Source organism: Caulobacter sp. Root343 (assembly GCF_001425745.1).
In the GTDB taxonomy this organism is placed as follows: Bacteria; Pseudomonadota; Alphaproteobacteria; order Caulobacterales; family Caulobacteraceae; genus Caulobacter.
This window is the reverse complement of the sequence record NZ_LMDF01000006.1, coordinates 493,336-510,922: the sequence shown is the minus strand read 5'-3', so window position 1 is coordinate 510,922 and position 17,587 is coordinate 493,336. Positions and strand designations below refer to the sequence as shown.

The 17,587-nt window shown below is 65.8% G+C and carries 12 protein-coding genes; 2 read left to right on the top strand and 10 right to left on the bottom strand.

Annotation, left to right across the window (positions count from 1 at the left end):
• Positions 1–33 precede the first annotated feature (33 nt).
• Positions 34–783, top strand: coding sequence for a DUF599 domain-containing protein (locus ASC70_RS09885; protein ID WP_047409683.1), 750 nt, complete (start codon positions 34–36; stop codon positions 781–783).
• A 572-nt stretch (positions 784–1,355) separates the two neighbouring features.
• Here ASC70_RS09885 and ASC70_RS09880 read toward each other — a convergent pair.
• Positions 1,356–2,891, bottom strand: a complete 1,536-nt coding sequence (locus ASC70_RS09880; RefSeq protein WP_056049516.1) for a class I SAM-dependent methyltransferase — start codon at positions 2,889–2,891, stop codon at positions 1,356–1,358.
• A 219-nt stretch (positions 2,892–3,110) separates the two neighbouring features.
• Here ASC70_RS09880 and ASC70_RS09875 point away from each other — a divergent pair, with 219 nt between their 5' ends.
• Positions 3,111–4,355 (top strand): glycosyltransferase, encoded by a 1,245-nt coding sequence (locus tag ASC70_RS09875; RefSeq protein ID WP_235519328.1) that lies wholly within the window; start codon positions 3,111–3,113, stop codon positions 4,353–4,355.
• On the opposite strand, the gene ASC70_RS09870 is transcribed toward ASC70_RS09875, so the two are convergent.
• The 9 genes from ASC70_RS09870 to ASC70_RS09830 form a co-directional block, all read right to left on the bottom strand.
• Positions 4,352–5,932 carry a TolC family outer membrane protein gene (locus ASC70_RS09870; protein WP_056049508.1) on the bottom strand — a complete coding sequence of 527 codons (1,581 nt, stop codon included), beginning with the start codon at positions 5,930–5,932 and terminating at the stop codon, positions 4,352–4,354. The two genes, ASC70_RS09875 and ASC70_RS09870, sit on opposite strands and share 4 nt — an antisense overlap.
• A 56-nt stretch (positions 5,933–5,988) precedes the next feature.
• The gene (locus tag ASC70_RS09865; protein WP_056049506.1) at positions 5,989–7,026 is read right to left on the bottom strand and encodes a glycosyltransferase family 4 protein; all 1,038 of its coding nucleotides are present in this window, start codon (positions 7,024–7,026) and stop codon (positions 5,989–5,991) included.
• Positions 7,023–8,060, bottom strand: coding sequence for a glycosyltransferase family 4 protein (locus tag ASC70_RS09860; RefSeq protein WP_056049502.1), 1,038 nt, complete (start codon positions 8,058–8,060; stop codon positions 7,023–7,025). Before ASC70_RS09860 ends, ASC70_RS09865 begins: the two co-directional genes overlap by 4 nt.
• A 3-nt stretch (positions 8,061–8,063) precedes the next feature.
• Complete coding sequence (locus ASC70_RS09855; protein WP_056049499.1) at positions 8,064–9,191, bottom strand: DegT/DnrJ/EryC1/StrS aminotransferase family protein; 1,128 nt, start codon at positions 9,189–9,191, stop codon at positions 8,064–8,066.
• Positions 9,188–9,835 carry an acetyltransferase gene (locus ASC70_RS09850; protein WP_056049497.1) on the bottom strand — a complete coding sequence of 216 codons (648 nt, stop codon included), beginning with the start codon at positions 9,833–9,835 and terminating at the stop codon, positions 9,188–9,190. Before ASC70_RS09850 ends, ASC70_RS09855 begins: the two co-directional genes overlap by 4 nt.
• Positions 9,832–10,809: a GDP-mannose 4,6-dehydratase gene (gene gmd, locus ASC70_RS09845; protein WP_056049495.1), complete on the bottom strand. Its 978-nt coding sequence runs from the start codon at positions 10,807–10,809 to the stop codon at positions 9,832–9,834. The genes ASC70_RS09850 and gmd overlap by 4 nt, the downstream gene beginning before the upstream one ends.
• A 139-nt stretch (positions 10,810–10,948) precedes the next feature.
• Complete coding sequence (locus ASC70_RS09840; RefSeq protein ID WP_056049493.1) at positions 10,949–12,256, bottom strand: HlyD family type I secretion periplasmic adaptor subunit; 1,308 nt, start codon at positions 12,254–12,256, stop codon at positions 10,949–10,951.
• Positions 12,257–12,319: 63 nt separating this feature from the next.
• Positions 12,320–14,047, bottom strand: a complete 1,728-nt coding sequence (locus ASC70_RS09835; protein WP_156396197.1) for a type I secretion system permease/ATPase — start codon at positions 14,045–14,047, stop codon at positions 12,320–12,322.
• A 263-nt stretch (positions 14,048–14,310) separates the two neighbouring features.
• The gene (locus ASC70_RS09830) at positions 14,311–17,475 is read right to left on the bottom strand and encodes an S-layer protein (RefSeq protein ID WP_162247205.1); all 3,165 of its coding nucleotides are present in this window, start codon (positions 17,473–17,475) and stop codon (positions 14,311–14,313) included.
• Between the last annotated feature and the right edge of the window lie 112 nt (positions 17,476–17,587).

Genomic DNA, 17,587 nt, shown 5'->3' with positions numbered 1-17,587 from the left:
TTCCGACTCTCCGCGTCCAGCTAGATTTCGCCCATGCACCTGCTCGACACCATCGTCCTGACCATCTTCGCCGGCTGCTGGCTGCTGTACGAGCCCATGCTCAAGCGGCTGGGCGAAGGCGGCGGCGTGCTCAACACCGACATGACGGTGATCCGTCGTCGCTGGATGCAGGAGATGGCGGTGCGCGAAATCGCGCTGCTGGACGGCCAACTGCTGGGCCACGCGATCAATTCGGCCAGCTTCTTCGCCTCGTCCAACCTGATCCTGATCGCCGCGGCGGCCGGGGTGCTGTTCGGCGGCGACAGCGCCTGGAAGAGCGTCGAAGGCCTGGCCGTGCTGGCCAAGACCACGCCGCTGATGTTCCAGGTCAAGCTGGGCCTGGTGCTGGTGGCCCTGGCGCGGGGCTTGCTCGACTTCATCTGGTCGATCCGCCAGATGAACTACTGCCTGGCCGCGATCGGCGCCGCGCCGATGTGGGCCCCACCGCAGATCCTGGCGGAATACGCCGAAGCCGCGGGCGAAATTCTCAATCCAGCCCTGTCGGCCTTCAACGCCGGCGTCCGCGCGTACTATTTCGCCCTGGCGGCGGCGGTATGGCTGCTGGGCCCCATGCCCTTCCTGTGCGCCACGCTGGGCGCCATGACCCTGCTGCTCTGGCGTCAGCGCCGCAGCCGCGCCTCGAACGCCGTGCGCAAGGTCCGTCAGATCCTGGAACGCCAGCCGGTGACCCACGGTCCGCACCTGACGCGGCTCGAGCCCCCGCCGCCGGAAGACCGGATCTAGATCTCGGATCGCTGGGAACGTCCCCCGGCGCGGCGTTTTTCCCGCCGTGAACACCTGCTTCCCGAATGCAATAAGCCCCGCCGGCGAAAGTGGTCACCGGCGGGGCTAATGGGAAGTCTTGTGGGTAGACCTATTCTTTATACCTTAACCGACTGGGTCTCGCAACCGCTCCGTTACGAGAATCCGACATTTCGTCGTGAATTCGCCTTGCAACTTCCGCTATTGCAAAGCTCCGCTCAGATTCCAGCATCGATAGTCATAATATCGATCGACGCCCACGGCAGAGCAGCAGGGCGTCAAAATGTCGACACTCTATAAAGCTCTCCAAGTAAGATTAACTTTCCGATGCTCCAAGCCAACATCGAGATCCCAACACTGAAAGTTGACCGATATCTTCCGCAACCAAGCAAACTACATTTTAGCGGGGCTCAGCCGCGCCCGCGATCGTTTCAAAATTTAACAATTGCACGCCAACCAGGCGAGATTCGCGTCGCGCGACGCTGAGGCCCGAGCAGCGTCGCTCGGCTTCACCGCAGATCCACTCTCGTAAAGCGCGTGTGCTGGGACCGCGGCTAGATGCCTAGGGCCGTCCAGACCGGCAGAATTTTCGCGTTCCACTGCTCGGCCTGCGTCTTCAATTCGGCCAGATTGTCCTCGCCCTGCAGGGTCACGCCGTCCTTGATGATCGCCTGGTTCTGCGCCTGCAGCAGCTGCCAGGCGGAAGTCGCCCAGTCGTTGGGCGTTTTGCCGCCGGTCTGCTTGCTGATCCAGAACAGCTGGCTGAAGCGCGGCGCCAGCACGCCGCCACCGGTGACCGGAGACGCGAAGTAGGCGACGTCGCCGACCGACAGGGCGCGGCGGGAAATCGCCTTGTTCAGCGCCTGGGTCCGCGTCTTCGCCTTGGCGAGATCCTGGCCGGGGGCGGCGGCTTGGACGACACCGAGGCCAAGCAAGATCGTCAGGGCCGAGTTCAGCTGCGCGAAGTTGACGTTCTTGCGGCCGACATGCGCTTCCAGGTCCAGGATCGAATGGGGCTTGTGGTCCAGAAGGAGTTCGTAGATCGGCTGATAGATCTGATCGATCAGATCCGCCTCGCCGATCGCCCCTCTCACCTTCGACGGCAGATCCTCCTTGGCCATGGTCAGGACGATGCGTTCCTCGCGCAGGGCCGCGATCTGCTCGTGCCCCACCAAGGCCCGCACGCCGCGCACCCAATAGTCGCGTCGGAATTGCTGGTTCACGCAATAATCCCTGATGGTCTCTCGCAACGACACGTCAGGGATCCCCCGCATGAAATCGGCCTGCGCCGACGTCATGTTCAGGTCGTACAGATTGTCGAGGGTGTGGGCCGAGCTGGCGAACCCGACCTTGGCGTCCCCCAGCCAGTTTTCCAGGTCGGCGAAGTACATCGGGTGCCAGTCCCGGTTCATGTACTCGTGCGCCAGGTAGTTTCGATCCTGGCCCTTGACCTGCTTTAGCCGCTCGACCGCGCCGGGATTGGCCTTGGCGTAGAGGGGTTCCAGCGCCAGGAATTGATCGATGAAGCCCAGGGCGGCGTCGGTTTGGCCAACGACCCCCTGCCCCGGCGCGCCCATCACGTCCGCGTGGCGCTTCATCAGGTGTCGGATCGGCGCCGAGGCCGACCAGCCTGGTAGAGTGTTGTAGGAAATATAGAGCACGCCGCCCGGCCGCAGCTTGCGACGGATGAAATCGACCAGCACGCCGCGGTTCTCATCCGAGATCCAAGTCCAGATGCCATGCAGGCCGATAAAATCGAAATCCGGTAGGTCCTTGCGATTGCAGAACTCGGCGAACGCTTCGTCGTAGAGCTTGGCGTCGGCCCCGGCCAGCCGGACCATTTCGGAGGCGAACGCAGCCTGGGACGGGTTGAAGTCGGTGCCGTACCAGTTGATCCCCGGTTGGGCGGCGGCGTGAATCGAAACCGAAAGCCCTTGCCCAAAGCCTAGTTCACAGGCGTTCTCGATCTTCGGCGCGTGGCGGCCCACCATCAGAAGCGGAAGACGGCAACGAAGCGGGTTCAGCTCCGCATAGTAGCCAAAGGTGTAGTTTACGTCCGTGACGTAGCCAGCATTCCATTCGGTCGACACGCGATCTCCTTACGGTTGCTTACCGTCAATTGCTGCATTGAAATATTGCCCCTGACAAGTTCGCGGTGCGCTCTCTGGGCGTACGGCCGCCCTTTCGCGTGGCGCCCTTGCGTGACGAGCCGCTATAGGTCTGTGATCCAGCCCTCCCGGCGATCGATTCCGCACGCATCATTCATGAAAGCTCGCCTTCTCGCGCTCTGGCGAAATTTGCCGGTCCCGGTGCGTCGCGCCGCGCACTTGACGGCCGGGGCGCCCGGCGCGACGTTCAGAGCGGCGTGCGACGCCTATGATGCGGCGGCCAAGGCGCGCGCGGAACGCACGGCCCAGGCCCGCGCCGGTCGTCGCGCCAAGCGCCGGAACCTGCCACCGACCCTGCCCGTCACCATCGTCGGCTTCCACGGCGCGGTGCACGGTCTCGGAGAGGGCGCGCGCATGCTGGCGCGGGGCTTCGCCGACGCGGGCCTGGCCACGCGCGCCGTCGATCTGTCCGCTCAGGTCGGCTTCCCTGTCGATCTGCCGGCCGTTTTCCCGCCGCCCGCGACCGACGAGCGCGGCGTGGTGATCTCGCACATCAATCCACCGGAGCTGCTGCGCTGGGTCCGCGAGACCGAGGGCCGACCGTTGGAGGGCAACCGCCATATCGGTTACTGGGCCTGGGAGCTGGAAGACGTTCCATCCGAGTGGAACGCCGCCTTCGCCCTCGTCGACGAGGTCTGGACCCCCTCGGCCTTCGCCGCCGACGCCATCCGCAAGATCGCTCCGCCGCGCGTGAAGGTCTCGCCGGTCCCCTATCCGCTGTACCTCAATCCACGCCCCGCGCCCGATCGCGCCCGCTTCGGTTTCCCGGAGCGCGCGGTGGTCGTGCTGATGGCCTTCGATTTGCGCTCCACCGCGCAACGGAAGAACCCCTACGCCGCCCTGCGCGCTTTTCAGCGCGCTCAGGCGACGGCGTCCAAGCCCGCTCTGCTGCTGTGCAAGGTGGTCGGCGCGGATCTCTATCCCGAAACGTTCGAAGCGCTGCGGAGCCAGGTCGCGGACGACCCGTCGATCCGCCTGATGACCGAAAGCCTGTCGACTGACGACATGGCGGTACTGACCGCCAGCAGCGACATCGTCCTGTCCCTGCACCGCTCCGAGGGCTACGGTCTGTTGCTGGCCGAGGCCATCTGGCTGGGCAAGCCGACCCTGGCGACGGGCTGGTCTTCGAACGTCGAATTCATGGATCCCGCCTCGAGCCGGTTGGTCGATTTCAACCTGATCCCGGTCGAAGGCGACGGCGCCATCTACCGCGCGGGCCGCTGGGCCGACGCCAGCGTCGAGGACGCGGCCGGCAAGCTGGCGCGGATGATCGCCGACGACGCCTGGCGCGCCGAGCTGGCCGCCGCGACCGCGCACAACGGCCACGTCTCGTTCGATCGCGAAACCTGGCTGCGGATGATCCGCGAGCTGCTGCCCCTCGCCTAGCCCTTCGGCGCTGTGGCGACCGGCGAGTCGTTCAGACTTGGCAGATCGTTGATCGACTGCGGCGGCGTCACCTTGTCGGCCGACACCGGCTTGGCCGGAAGGTCGGTGGACGGGGGGCGGATCGGCGTGGTGTCGCCGGCCTCGGGTTTCTTCGGCTCGAGCGGCAGGGCGATCTTGTCGAAGGTCTGGACGATCAGGTCCGTCGGCAACATGCCCTTGTAGCGGACCTTCTTGAAGTGCCGCTCGGGATCATAGGACTGGACGCCCGGCGCCAGATTGCCGACTTCCAGCGTGCCGACCTGGGCCAGCAGCTGCACGCGGCCGACATATTCGTTGGCCCGACCGCGCACGAAGCCGATTTGGGCGTTCTGCAGTTCGGCCTGGGCGTTCAGCACCTCGATCGTGCTGCGCAGGGCGAAGCGCTCTTCCTCGCGCACGCCGTAGAAGGCGATGGTGTCGGCCTTCATTTCCTCTTCGAGGGAGACCAGCGACTTGCGGGCGGCGACCAGTTGGTCCCAGTACTGCGAGACGCTCAGCACCATGTTGCGGCGCGCGTCGTCGATCAGCAGCTTGTCGCGATTGTTCTCCTCGACCGACTGGCGGACGGCGGAACTCAACTGACCGCCCGAGAACAGCGGCTGGCTCAAGGTGATGCCGGCATTGACCGTGTCTTCGCGCAAATTGCCCCGCCCGTAGTAGGGCGAGCTCGACCCATTGCGATAGGCCGCATTGGCGCTGACCGAAAACAGGCGCTGGGCGCGAGCCTCGGCGACGCCCTCGCGCGACGACTTTTCCGTATAACCTGCGGCCAGCAGGCTCGGATTCGACTGTTCCCCCTGATTGAAGGCCTCGTCCAGGCTAGTCGGCAGGCCGTCGATGTCCGGCTCCGGTTCGAGCGTGTCGGGCATGTGGCCGATCAGCGAGGCGTAGAAGGCGGCGCTGACATTCAGTTGCGCCTGAGCGTTGGCGACCTGGGTGGTGGCGGAGGCCAGACGGGCCTTCGCCTGCTGCACGTCCGTGAGCGTCACCTGGCGAACCGAATACTTGTCCTCGGTGTCCTGCAGCTGCTTGCGCAGCCAGGCTTCGCCACCCTGGCTGATGCGCAGCACTTCGCGATCGCGGCGCACGGAGACATAGGCGTTGGTGACCCGCACCAGCAGGTCCATCTCGATGCGACGCAGGTTCTCGCGCGCGGCCTTGATCTGGGCCTCGACGCCGGCGAGCCGCGCAGCGTAGCGGCCGTTGGTATACAGCGCCTGGCTGAGCGAGAGCTGGGTCGTCTGGCTGGCGGCCTCGATCCCGTTATCTTGCAGAGCACCCTTCTGCCAGCCGTAGTTCTCCGCCACCGACGCGCTGGCCTGCAGGCCGTAGGCCGCGCGGGTCTGGGTATAGTTCTCGTCCAGACCGCGCATGGCGGCGCGCTGCGCCTGGATGTTGGGGTTGCTCTGATAGGCGGCGGCGATCGCGTCGGACAAAGTCTCGGCGTGAGCGAGTTCGGCGCGACCGACCACGACCATGGCGACCGCCATGGCGATGACAGATGACCGAACGGACAAGGCTTTCAACAACACTCGCACTTCCTAGACTTGGGCGGATCTCAGCTTAACCCGGCCTTCAACCCAAAATTTATGGCTTAATCAAGAAGACGGCGGACCGTCTCCTCCCATGTGACATTCTTGTCGCGCCAGAGTTCACGCGCGACGCCCCCCAGGGATATCGCCCGCGCCTTATCGGACGTCAAACTATGCAACGCTTGAGCTAACGCCTGAGGCGAAGGTTCGGCCACCGCGCCAGTGTCCTGACTGACAATTTCCAGCAGGCCGCCGGAGTCGGTGACGGTCAGCACGGCCTTGCCCGAGGCGAAGGCCTCCATGGTCACATAGCCGACGCTGTCCTCGTCGAACGGCAGATAGGCGCAGACCAGGGCGCCGTTGGCCCAGCGGGCGATGTCCTCGCGCGGGTGGAAGCCGAAGCGCAGGTCGACCCGATCCTTCAGGTCCAGGTCCTCGACCAGCTTGCGCAGCCGGTCGGCATAGGCCTGGTTCTCCGGCGGCCCGGCGACGACCAGTCGCGGGCCGTTCGGCAGCAGGGCCAGGGCCTCGACCAGCAGGTGCTGACGCTTGCCTGCCGCAACACGACCGCCGGCGAACACGTAGTCGCCATAGTCGCCGCCGGTGAACAGCTCACCGTCGTTCAGCGGCGGATACAGGACCTCGCTCTGCACGCCGTTGAACTTCATCAGCCGGTTCTGGGTGACGGGCGAATTGCAGAAGATCTTGCGGCACTGGGCGAAACAGTCGTTGTCGGCCGCGCGGATCGCCGCCTTCACCGCCCTGCCCGTTTCGTCGAAATCGAGATGGCTCTGGCCGGCTTCCGACAGGTCATAGGCCTGGCGGAACTGATGCAGCAGCCACAGCACCTTGTCGTGGTGGGGGATCAGATAGGCCGGAAACTTCAGGCCAATCACGCGGTCGACATTGTAGAGCCGCATGCCCTTGGAGATCAGCATCTCCTCGATCAGCCGCTCGGCCGGCTCCCACGTGAACGGCACGCGGACAAGCTCCGACTGGACGCCGGGCGTGGCGTTCAGGCGGCGGACCAGATGGTCGGCCAGCTCTTCCGCGCCCCCGCGCTGGAACGGGGCGGCGTTGTTGACGACCAGAACCTTCATGCGGTCAGCCGCTCCACGACGGTGCTCCAGTCGATCTTCATCTCGGCGAGGCGGTTCAGCGACGCGGTTCCCATCCTGGCCACGCCTTGCTTGTCGGCGTGCAGACGATCGAACTGTTCGGCCAGGGCTTTGGGGTCGGGTTCGCTGATCAGGCCGTTGCGGCCGTGCTCGACCAGCTCCAGCACGCCGCCGGAGTCGGTGGTGGTGACGATGGCCTTGCGCGCGTGGGCGCCTTCCAGCGACGGGTAGCCGTAGCTGTCCTCGTCCTTGGGCAGGTAGGCGACGGCCAGCGCTTCTTTTAGCATCTGCGCCTTCTCATCCTCGCTGATCCACCGGTCCTCGAGGATCACCCGGTCGGCGACGCCCAGGTCGCGGGTCATCTGGACCAGCTGACGGCCATATTCGGGACTGGACGCCGTGCCGGCCAGGCGCAGCTTCACGCCGGTCTTCACGTGCTGCATGGCCTCGATCATCAGGGCCTGGCGTTTGTGAGGCTCCAGACGCGAGATCGCGACGATCTCGTCGCCATAGCCCGTATGGGTGAAACGCTCGGGCTGATAGACTGGCGGATACAGCGGCGTGGCGTCCAGGCCGTTGAACGTCTTCAGGCGGTCGGCGACCACCTGGGAATTGGTGAACACCGCCCGGGACTCGGCGATGGCGCGGGTGTCCAGGGCCCGCAGGTTGTCGCGGATCGCCCGGGTGTTGGCGTCGTCCGGCATGCCGCGATAGGGCGTGTCCCACAGGTCGTAGAAGGTGCGGATGTGGTGGATGAACCACAGCACCTTGTTGGGATGGTCCACCACATAGGCTGGCGGCCGGAAGCAGATCACCCGATCGCACCACTGGGTCAGGTCGATCAGCCGCCAAGCGGCGATCTGGTGCAGGAGCTCGTTCGGATCGTCTGTGAACGGAAGATAGAACCGCTCCACCTCGTGGCCGGCCTCGACGAGCTTCTCCTCGAGCCACTCGACGATGAAGCGCGCCCCGCCGTTGATGAACGGCACGATCGAGGACAGCAGGACGATCCGCATCGGCTAGACCAGCACCTGGTCCAGCGCCGCGACGATGCGGTCGATGTCCGCCTCGCTCAGGCCCGCATGGGTCGGCAGGTTCAGGCCGTCGGCGCCGCAGGCCTCGGCGGTGGCGAGGTCGCCATTGGCCAGGTGAGCGTAAGGCGGCATGACATGCATCGGATAGAACACCGGGCGGCTCTCGATCCCCAAGGCGTCCAGATCCTTGATCACCTGGTCGCGCGAGGTCGACAGGCCCTCGCCCAGGCGCACCGTGTACATCCAGAATACGTGACGGCCGGTCGGCGCGACATAGGGCTTGATCACGCGGTTGCCCAGGCGCGTCAGCTTTTCGTCGTACCAGCCGATCACCTGCTCGCGGGCGTCCAGGTGAACGTCGACGCGCTCCAGCTGCGCCAGGCCGATGGCGGCCTGGATGTTGGTCATGCGGTAGTTGTAGCCGACGATCGGGAACCAGTAGCGGCGGCTCGGATCCATGCCCTGGCCACGCAGCAGGCGCATCTTGGCGGCCAGTTCGTCGTCGTCGGTGGTGATCATCCCGCCTTCGCCGGTGGTGATGATCTTGTTGCCGAAGAAGCTGAACGTGGCGCACGTTCCCAGCGAGCCGGACTTCTTGCCGTTGTAGGTCGCGCCGACGGCCTCGGCCGCGTCCTCGACCACCTTCAGGCCGCGCTTGCGCGCGACCTCCAGGATCGGGTCCATGTCGCAGATCTGGCCGTACAAGTGCACCGGCATGATCGCCTTGGTGCGCGGCGTGATCAGCGCCTCCAGCTTGGCCGGATCGAGGTTGAAGGTGCGCGGATCGTTGTCGATCAGCACCGGCGTCGCGCCGCAATAGGTCACGGCGTTGGCCGAGGCGATGTAGGTCAGGCTGGGCACGATGACTTCGTCGCCCGGACCGATGTCCAGGGCCACCAGGGCCAGGTGCAGGGCCGTCGTGCCGTTGTTGCAGGCGATGGCGTTGCGCACGCCGCAATAGTCGGCGAAGGCCTTCTCGAACTCGGAGATGAAGCGACCGACCGACGAGATCCAGGTCGTGTCCATGCATTCGAGAACGTATTCGCGCTCCTTGCCGTCCAGGCGCGGAGCGGCGACGGAAATCCTGGGCAGGGTGTTCGCCGGGCTGGTCATGGCCGGTCTCCTTTGATTTTCGCCGGAACGCCGATCGCAAGGACCCCGTCCGGAAGGTTACGAACGACGACGCCGCCGGCGCCGACGATCGCATCCGCGCCGATGGTCACGCCCGGGATCACCCGCGCGCCGACGCCAAGGAAGGCGCGCTCGCCGACGGTCACGCCGCCCGCCAGAGCCGAGGCGGGGCCCAGGTGGCAGGCCGCGCCCAGTTGGCAGTCGTGATCCACGACCGCGCCAGTATTGATGATGGCCAGATCGCCGACCTGGGTGTCGGCGTTGATCGCCACCCCGGCCATTACCGCGATCCCTTCGCCGAGGCGTGCGGTTGGCGAGACGATGGCCGAAGGATGGATGGCGTTGACGAGGGTGAAGCCCAGCTCACGGCCCTTCCGACCCAGTTTCTCGCGCAGCCGGTTCTCGCCGATCGCGACGAACAGCTTCGAAAAACCCTGCTCCCGCAGACCGGGCAGGACCAGGTCGTCGCCGACCACCGGAACGCCCAGCACCGCGCGCGGCGTAGGATCGGCGTCGATGATCGCCGTGACCATCTCACCCGAGGCCCGCAGGCTCTCGATGATCACCTTGGCATGGCCGCCGCCGCCGATGATGACGACGCCGCCGATGACGACGGCGCGGGTCATTTTCCCCCGCGCCGCTTGAGGTCGGCCTCGACCATCTCGGCGATCATGTCCTGCATGGTCGTGGTGGGTTCCCAGCCTAGCTTGGCCTTGGCCTTGGCCGGATCGCCCAGCAGCAGGTCCACCTCGGCCGGGCGCAGGAACTTCGGATTGATCGTGATGTGATCCTGGTAGTTCAGGCCGACCGTGGCGAAGGCCACCTCGCACATCTCGCGGACGGTCCAGGTCTTACCGGTCGCGACCACGTAGTCGTCCGGGATTTCCTGCTGCAGCATCAGCCACATGGCCTCGACATAGTCGCGGGCGTGGCCCCAGTCGCGCTTGGCGTCGAGATTGCCGAGCTCGACCGTCTTCTGCTGACCCAGCTTGATCGCCGCCACCGCGTCGGTGACCTTGCGGGTCACGAACTCGATGCCGCGCAGCGGGCTTTCGTGGTTGAACAGAATGCCCGCCGAGGCGTGCAGCCCGAAGCTCTCGCGATAGTTCACCGTCATCCAGTGGGCGTAGAGCTTGGCCACGGCGTAGGGCGAGCGCGGGTAGAACGGGGTGGTCTCCGACTGGATCGGATGCTGCACCAGGCCGTACATTTCCGACGACGAGGCCTGATAGAAGCGCGCCTGCGGGCATTCCAGCCGCACGGCCTCCAGCATGTTGGTGGTCCCCAGCCCCGTGACCGAACCGGTCAGGTGCGGCTGGTCCCACGAGGCGCCGACGAAGCTCTGGGCCGCGAGGTTGTAGACCTCGTCCGGCTGCAGCCGACGCATCAGCCGCGACAGGCCGCCCTCGTCCAGCAGGTCGCCCAGTTCGAAACGGATGTCGTCATAGACGCCGACCCAGCGCAGACGGTCGCCGATCACGTCGGCCGAGGCCGAGCGGCGCAGCATGCCGTGGACGGTATAACCCTTCTCCAGCAACAGCTTGGCGAGATAGGCGCCGTCCTGACCGGTCACGCCGGTGATCAAAGCCGTCTTCGCCATACGCTCCCGTCGACTCCAGTAACAACGAAGGGTCCTGACTACACTATTGGAGCCGATTGGAAAGCAGCGGCGACGACATTTCCATCGTCACGCACCGCTTTCCGAAAGGCGTTGGAAATCAGGCTCTTGGAATCGCCGACTACTCCTCGCGCATGGCGGTGCGCATCGCATCGCGCAGGGGCGAGAACAGGTACTGCAGCACGGTGCGTTTGCCGGTCGGCACCACCACTTCGGCCGGCATGCCCGCGGTGACCTTGGCGCGGAACTCCCTCGGCAGTTGCTTCACGTCGACCTGGACGATCGCGAGGAAATAGACCGTCTTGCCCTCTGGATCGTTCAGCCGGTCACGCGAGATCGACATAATCTTGCCATTCAGGATCGGAATTTCGCGGGAATGGAAAGACGGAAGACGCACCTCGGTCACCATGCCGGGGTAGATGTTGTCGACATCGGTCGGCGCGAAATGGGCCTGAATCACGAATGACTCGTCGTCGGGCGCGATGTCGACCAGCGGCTCGGCCGCGCGGACGACGGCGCCCTCCGTGTAGAACCGCAGGTTCTGAGCGGTGCCGTTGACCGGCGAGACGATGTTGATCCGCCGCTGGGCGTCGGAAGCCACCACCTCTCGTTCGGTCACCTCGGCCAACTTCACGCGAGTCTCGCTGATGCTCTGGCTGACTTGCTCGAAAAACTGCTGCTTGATCTGACGGATCTTCAGCTGGGTCTCGCCCGCGCCCTGCACCGCCTTGGAACGGTCGGCGGTCAGGCGGCCGATCGAGCCAGACAGCGACGCCTGCTCGCGCTCCAGCGCCAGCAGGCGCGGGCGCGGCACCAGGCCCTTGTCGTAGATCTTGCGCAGATCGTTCAGCTCGTCCTCGATGAAGCCCAGCTGGTCCTTCAGACCTTGAGTCTGACGATCGATGCCCTCGATCTCGCTCTGATACTGCTCGCGCTGGGCGTTCATCAGGTCGGTCTGGCCCTGGATCGTCTGGCGGCGTTCGAGGAACTGCGATTGCTCGTCGACGATGGCGCGCGCGACCATCGGATCGCTCCGCTGGCTGAGCAACTCGGCCGGGAAGGTGATCGTCGGGCGTTGGTCGCGCTCGGCCACCAGGCGCGCCTCCATGGCCATCAGAGCCACATATTGGTTCTTGGTGATTCCCGCGGCGGCGTTGGCCTGGGTCGGGTCCAGCTCGAACAGGATCTGGCCGGCCTTCACCTTCTGGCCCTCATGCACGAGGATCTTGCGGAGCATGCCGCCTTCCAGATGCTGGATGGTCTTGCGATTGCCCTCGGCGGTGATGACGCCGCCGGCCCTCACGGAGCTGCTCAGGCTCGTGAACCCCGCCGCGAATAGGCCTAGGAACAGGACGGCGATCACGGCGTAGCCCATCCGGGCCACGCCTTGGTAGTTGTCCGTCGGACGCTGGATCTTGGGGGGCTTCATCTTGTCTTCAGCCTGATGGGCGCGTCCCGGGGACGGCCTTACGAAAAGGGAGCGAACGGACGACTAGTGGGCGCTCTGGATGGGCGTGGGCGCGGTCGGCTGGGGCGGAGGCGCCGCGCCGGTCAGCTTCGCCAGCATGGTGTCGCGCGGACCGAAATCGGCGATGACGCCCTGATTGATGACCATGATGTAGTCGGCCTGGGTCAGCAGGTTCACCTTGTGGGTGGCGAAGACCACGGTGCGCTGGGCGGCCTTCAGCTTGTTCATGGCCTCCATCAGCGCGATCTCGCCGACCTGGTCCAGGCTGGCGTTCGGTTCGTCCAGAACCAGCAGGGCCGGCATCCGGAAGATGGCGCGCGCCAGGGCCAGGCGCTGGCGCTGGCCGCCCGAGAGCGAGGCGCCGCCCTCGCCGATTGGCGTGTCGTAACCCATGGCCAAGCCTTGGATCATCTCGTGCACGCCGGCCAGGGTGGCCGCCTCGATGACTTCCTGGGCTTCGTACTCGGTGAAGCGAGCGATGTTCTGGGCGACCGTCCCCGAGAACAGTTCGATGTCCTGCGGCAGGTAGCCGATATGGCGGCCCAGCTTCTCGGGGTCCCACTGCTTGATGTCGTAGCCGTCGAGCCGGATCACCCCCGCCGCGCAGGGCCAGACGCCGACGATGCCGCGCAGCAGCGACGACTTGCCGGCCGCGCTGGGGCCGACCAGCGCCACGGCCGTGCCGGCCTCGATACGGAAACTGGCCTGACGCATGGTCGGGACCTGGGCGCCGGGCGGCAGGATCGAGGCGGCCTCGGCCGACAGCACGCCGCGCGGTTCGGGCAGCGGCATGTGATCCTCGGCGGATTTCTCCTCGCGCAGCATCACCTGGAGACGGTCCCAGGCGCTGCGGGCCCCCAGCAGACCCTTCCACTGGCCGACGGCCCCTTCGATCGGCGCCAGGGCGCGACCGACCAGGATCGAACCGGCGATCATCGAACCGGCCGTGATCTTGCCTTCGATGGCCAGATAGGCGCCACCGCCCAGGATCAAGGTCTGGACCACCTGACGGAACACCTTGATGCCCGACATCACCGCGCCGCCAGCGTCGCTGGCGGCGGCTTGCCAAGCCACCTGCTCATCGCGACGCACGCGCCAACGCGCTTGCAGGCCGCCCCACATGCCCATCGCCTTCATGACCTCGGCGTTGCGAAGGGTCGAGCTGGCGTCGTTCTGGGCCGCGATCGAGGCCATGGTGGCCATCTGGATCGGGTTCTTGGTGCTGCGGTCGTTCATCATGGCAAGGCCGAAGATGACGAAGCAGCTGATGATCGCCAGGATGCCGAAATAGGGATGCAGCGACCACGAGACGATGATGAAGACGGGCGTCCAGGGCGCGTCGCAAAAAGCGATCAGGCCGCCGGTCATGAATTCGCGGACTTGGTCCATGTCGCGAAACGCCTGGCCGCTGCCGCCGCGCCGGCTAAGCGTCGAATCCAGCACCGCCTTGAAGATCGGATCGCGCGCGACGCTGTCGAACTTCAGGCCGCCGCGCACCAGCACCTGGGTGCGGAGCGCCTCCAGCAACCCGTAGATGATGAACAGGAAGACGCAGATAATGGTCAGGACCACCAGGGTCGAGACGCTGCGGCTCGACAGCACCCGGTCATAGACCTGCAGCATGTACATCGGGCTGACCAGCGCCAGGATGTTGATGAAGAAACTGAAGACCATGGCGGTGACCACCGCCGGCTTCGCGACCAAGACGGCCTGGTCAAGAATGGTCGGCTTGGCGCCGGTGCGGTTGACGATCATCTCGAGCCTTCAGGACGCCACGCCAGCGAGCGGGGCCGTATACAGTAACAACTTAGGTCGCGTCTCGACCACGAAATTGTGGCGGAAAAGGAGCACTCACTCCGGTTCGCCTTAAACACAGGGCTTGGCGTCCGCAAGCCGTCTCGCGCCCGATGCGCATTCATCCGATCGGAAAAAGAAAACGCCGCCCTGGAGAACCAGGGCGGCGCATCTTGGCCAGGTTGCCGGCCGGAGCGAACTCCGGCCAGTTCCCAAGTCGATTAGACGGCCAACAGCGTGTTGGTGGCGGCCGTGTACGAAGCGGTCGTCAGGTCAACGTTGCCAGCCAGCTTCACCACGACGTCGGTGGTGTCGAGGTTGGTCGAAGCGCCGGTGTGCTCGACGACGTAGGTGTTGCCGGCGTACTGGAACCAGTAGATCTGGGCGTTCGTGTCACCAGCAGCGGTGATCGCGATGTCCAGAGCGTTGGCCAGCGTGGTCGCGGCGCCGACCGAGGCGGCCGTAGCGTTGAACACTTCGGTGCCGACGTTAGCGAAGATCAGCGAGTCACCGGTGGCGAACGTGTCGGTGATGGTCGTGAACACCGGCGTAACCAGCGACGCGACCGTGGTCAGATGGGCGTCGACCGCATCGTTGCCACCACCCAGGGTGATGGTCGAAGCGCCGGCGGCCGTCGTGATCGTGTCGTTGCCAGCGCCCAGCAGGACGGTGGCGCCTTGAGCCAGGGTCACGACATCAGCGCCCGAACCCGTAACGATCGTCAGGCCGCCAGTGGCGACACCAGCGTTCGTGGTGTTCAGGGTGATGGCGCCGGTCGCCGCCGAAGCGTCGATCGTGGCCAGGCCGTTGGCGCCGGCGGTGCCGAAACCACCAGCGTCGAAGCCAACGGTCAGGGCTTGCGAGCCCGTGACCACCAGCGACTTGGCCGAGGTGTCCAGCAGCGTGATCGTGTTGCTGTTCACGCCAGCAGCCGAACCCGAAGCGATGTTGACCGTCTCAATGCCGGCGATCGCCAGCGTACCCGCGGCGACCGTGGTCGGCGACGAGGTGGTGCCAGTGGTCGAGGCGTTGAAGCCGATCGTGTACGCGTCGGCGGTGCCAGCCACGTCGCTGAAGGTCAGCGTGGTGGTGCCGCCAGCGGCCGAACCCGTGACGCTCAGCGATTGGGCCTTGACCACGTTCGTGAACGTGCCATTGCCGCCGCCGGCGTACAGCTCCAGGCCCGAGATGGTCGAACCCGTCAGCAGACCGGCGTCCAGCGTGTTGGCGCCCAGACCCAGCACTTCGAAGCCCTTGAACAGCGCGCCGTTGCCGGCGTTGATCAGGCTCGAAGCGACCGTATCGCTGCCCAGGCCACCGTCGATGACCGTGGTGGCCGAAGCGGCCACGGCGGTGGTGCCGACCAGGCGGTCGTTACCAGCGCCCAGCACGATCGAACCGCCCGAAGCCAGGGCGCCCGACAGGGTGACCGTGTCCGAACCAGCGCCGCCGGCGAAGGCGACCTTGGTGGCGTCGATGGTCACCGACGAGGTGCCGGTGGTGGCGGTGGTGTCGACCTTGGTCAGAGCCGTCGCCGTGGTCAGGTTGGCGACCAGGCCAGCCGAACCCGTGACGTTAGCCGTGGTGACGGCGGTCAGGCCGGCGTTGGCAGTGAAGGTCACGGCGGCGGTGCCCGACACGTTCAGCGTGGTGGCGGCGGTGGCCGACACGTCAGCAACGGTGTTGGCGCCCGAGACGGCGACGTTCAGGGTCTTGTAGCTGGTGGCGAGCGTGACAGCGCCCGTCGTACCAGCACCCAGGTTCAGCGCCAGGGCGCTGACCGTGGCGCCAGCGCCGGTGGTGACGCCGATGGTGCCGACCTTGCCCGAGACGTTCAGGGTGGCCAGCGAGTTGTCGGTGATCGCGACGGCGCCGGCGTTGGCGAGCGTCACGGTGCCGATGGTGCCAGCCTTGGTCGCGTGAGCGCCGTTGGCGTCGTTGATGGTCACGGCGCCAGCGCCGATACCCTTCACCGAAGCGCCGGCGGTCACGGCGGCCGTTTGGTTCACCGTCACGGCCGTGGTGGCCGAGGTGCCCGTCACCGTCACGGCGGCTTGCGTCGTGGTGGTGTTGTTGGTCGCCTGGGTCGCGGCGGTCGTCACGGAGACGGTGGTGCCGCCGGTGACGCCGATGACGCCTTGGGTGAGGTTACCCGTGCCGGCGACCGAGGCCTTCACGGTCACGGCGCCGGTCGGAGCGGTGGTGTTGCCGACGGCGATGGTGCCGGTGCCGGTCGTGACCGTGGTCACGTTGACGGTGCTGCCGCCTTGAACGCTGACAGCGCCGCCCGCCAGAGCCGCGTCGACCGCGGTGATGGCGGTGGTGCCGGCGGCCGTGGCGGTGACGCCACCGATCGTCGTGGTGCTCAGCGCTTGGACGCCAGCCCAGCCGCTGGTGTCAACCGTGCCGGTGGTGATCGACTTGAAGGTCACGTTTTCAACGTTCTTCACGGTCGCGCCGACGACGCTAGCGGTGTTGAAGGCGCCGGTGACGTCAGCGATCACCAGCGTGTCGTTGCCCGCGCCACCGTCGATCGTGTCGAGGTTGGTGAAGGTCGTGTCCGAGCCGTTGAACGTGTCGTTGTTGGCGGTGGCCACCGGGGTGTCCACACCGACCGTCAGCGTCAGCGACGAGCCGACGGTGCCAGCCGACGGATAGGCCGTCAGGATGTTGACGCCGGCGTTGCTATCGGTGCTCAGCGTGCCGTCCGACAGGTCGACCAGCAGGGCGTTCGTGGCGTTGGCGTAGAGGCCAATGCCCGAAACCGTAGCGGCGTTCAGGATTTCACCGATCAGGGCGGCCTTGACGGCCAGGTCGATGTCGGCGGCCGCGGTGAAGCCGGTGTTGGCCTTCACGAAAGCGGTCAGGTAGTCGATGTTGGCTTGACGGCTCAGGAAGGTCACGGCGGCGGCGACGTCGACGCCAGCGGCGGTCGCGGCGGCGTTGCCGATGATCTTGTCATAGGCCGAGGCCACGACTTGAGCGTACGAAACGCCCGTGCCGTAAGACGCGGCGAAAGCGGTGGCGCCTTCACCCGCGCCCGTGGCGAGGTTGATCGAGAAGTTGATGAAGCGGTTTTCTTGACCGAACTTCGCATAGTAAGCGTCGTTCAGGTCGGTGGTGTTGGTGGCCGAGTTGACCAGGTAGGCCAGACCAGCCGCCGACGGAGCGCGGTTGGTGAAGAACTGGTAGGTCTCGACGGCGACGGCCGTCGTGCTGTTGACCAGCTTCAGCGTGTTGGCGAGCGCTTGAGGCTCGGTCAGGCCGCCGCCCGGCAGGGTCTGGGTCGCATACGCGTCGAGCGTCAGCGACGTGGCAAGGTCCGGAGCTTTGCCAAGGTTAGCCTTGGTATAAGCGTCCACCAATTGGGCCGTGGTATAGGCCATGAGGAATGTCTCCCAAAAAAATCCCACACCCCCTGCGACCGAGTGGCGCGCATGGGAGCAGCGATGGCTATAGAGCAAACGTCATACGTCCACAATACCTGAAATCGCGCCG

Coding starts and splice junctions, on each gene's coding strand:
- ASC70_RS09885 (WP_047409683.1), top strand. CDS start 34: ATGCACCTGCTCGACACCATCGTCCTGACCATCTTCGCCGGCTGCTGG.
- ASC70_RS09865 (WP_056049506.1), bottom strand. CDS start 7,026: ATGAAGGTTCTGGTCGTCAACAACGCCGCCCCGTTCCAGCGCGGGGGC.
- ASC70_RS09860 (WP_056049502.1), bottom strand. CDS start 8,060: ATGCGGATCGTCCTGCTGTCCTCGATCGTGCCGTTCATCAACGGCGGG.
- ASC70_RS09855 (WP_056049499.1), bottom strand. CDS start 9,191: ATGACCAGCCCGGCGAACACCCTGCCCAGGATTTCCGTCGCCGCTCCG.
- ASC70_RS09850 (WP_056049497.1), bottom strand. CDS start 9,835: ATGACCCGCGCCGTCGTCATCGGCGGCGTCGTCATCATCGGCGGCGGC.
- gmd (WP_056049495.1), bottom strand. CDS start 10,809: ATGGCGAAGACGGCTTTGATCACCGGCGTGACCGGTCAGGACGGCGCC.
- ASC70_RS09840 (WP_056049493.1), bottom strand. CDS start 12,256: ATGAAGCCCCCCAAGATCCAGCGTCCGACGGACAACTACCAAGGCGTG.
- ASC70_RS09830 (WP_162247205.1), bottom strand. CDS start 17,475: ATGGCCTATACCACGGCCCAATTGGTGGACGCTTATACCAAGGCTAAC.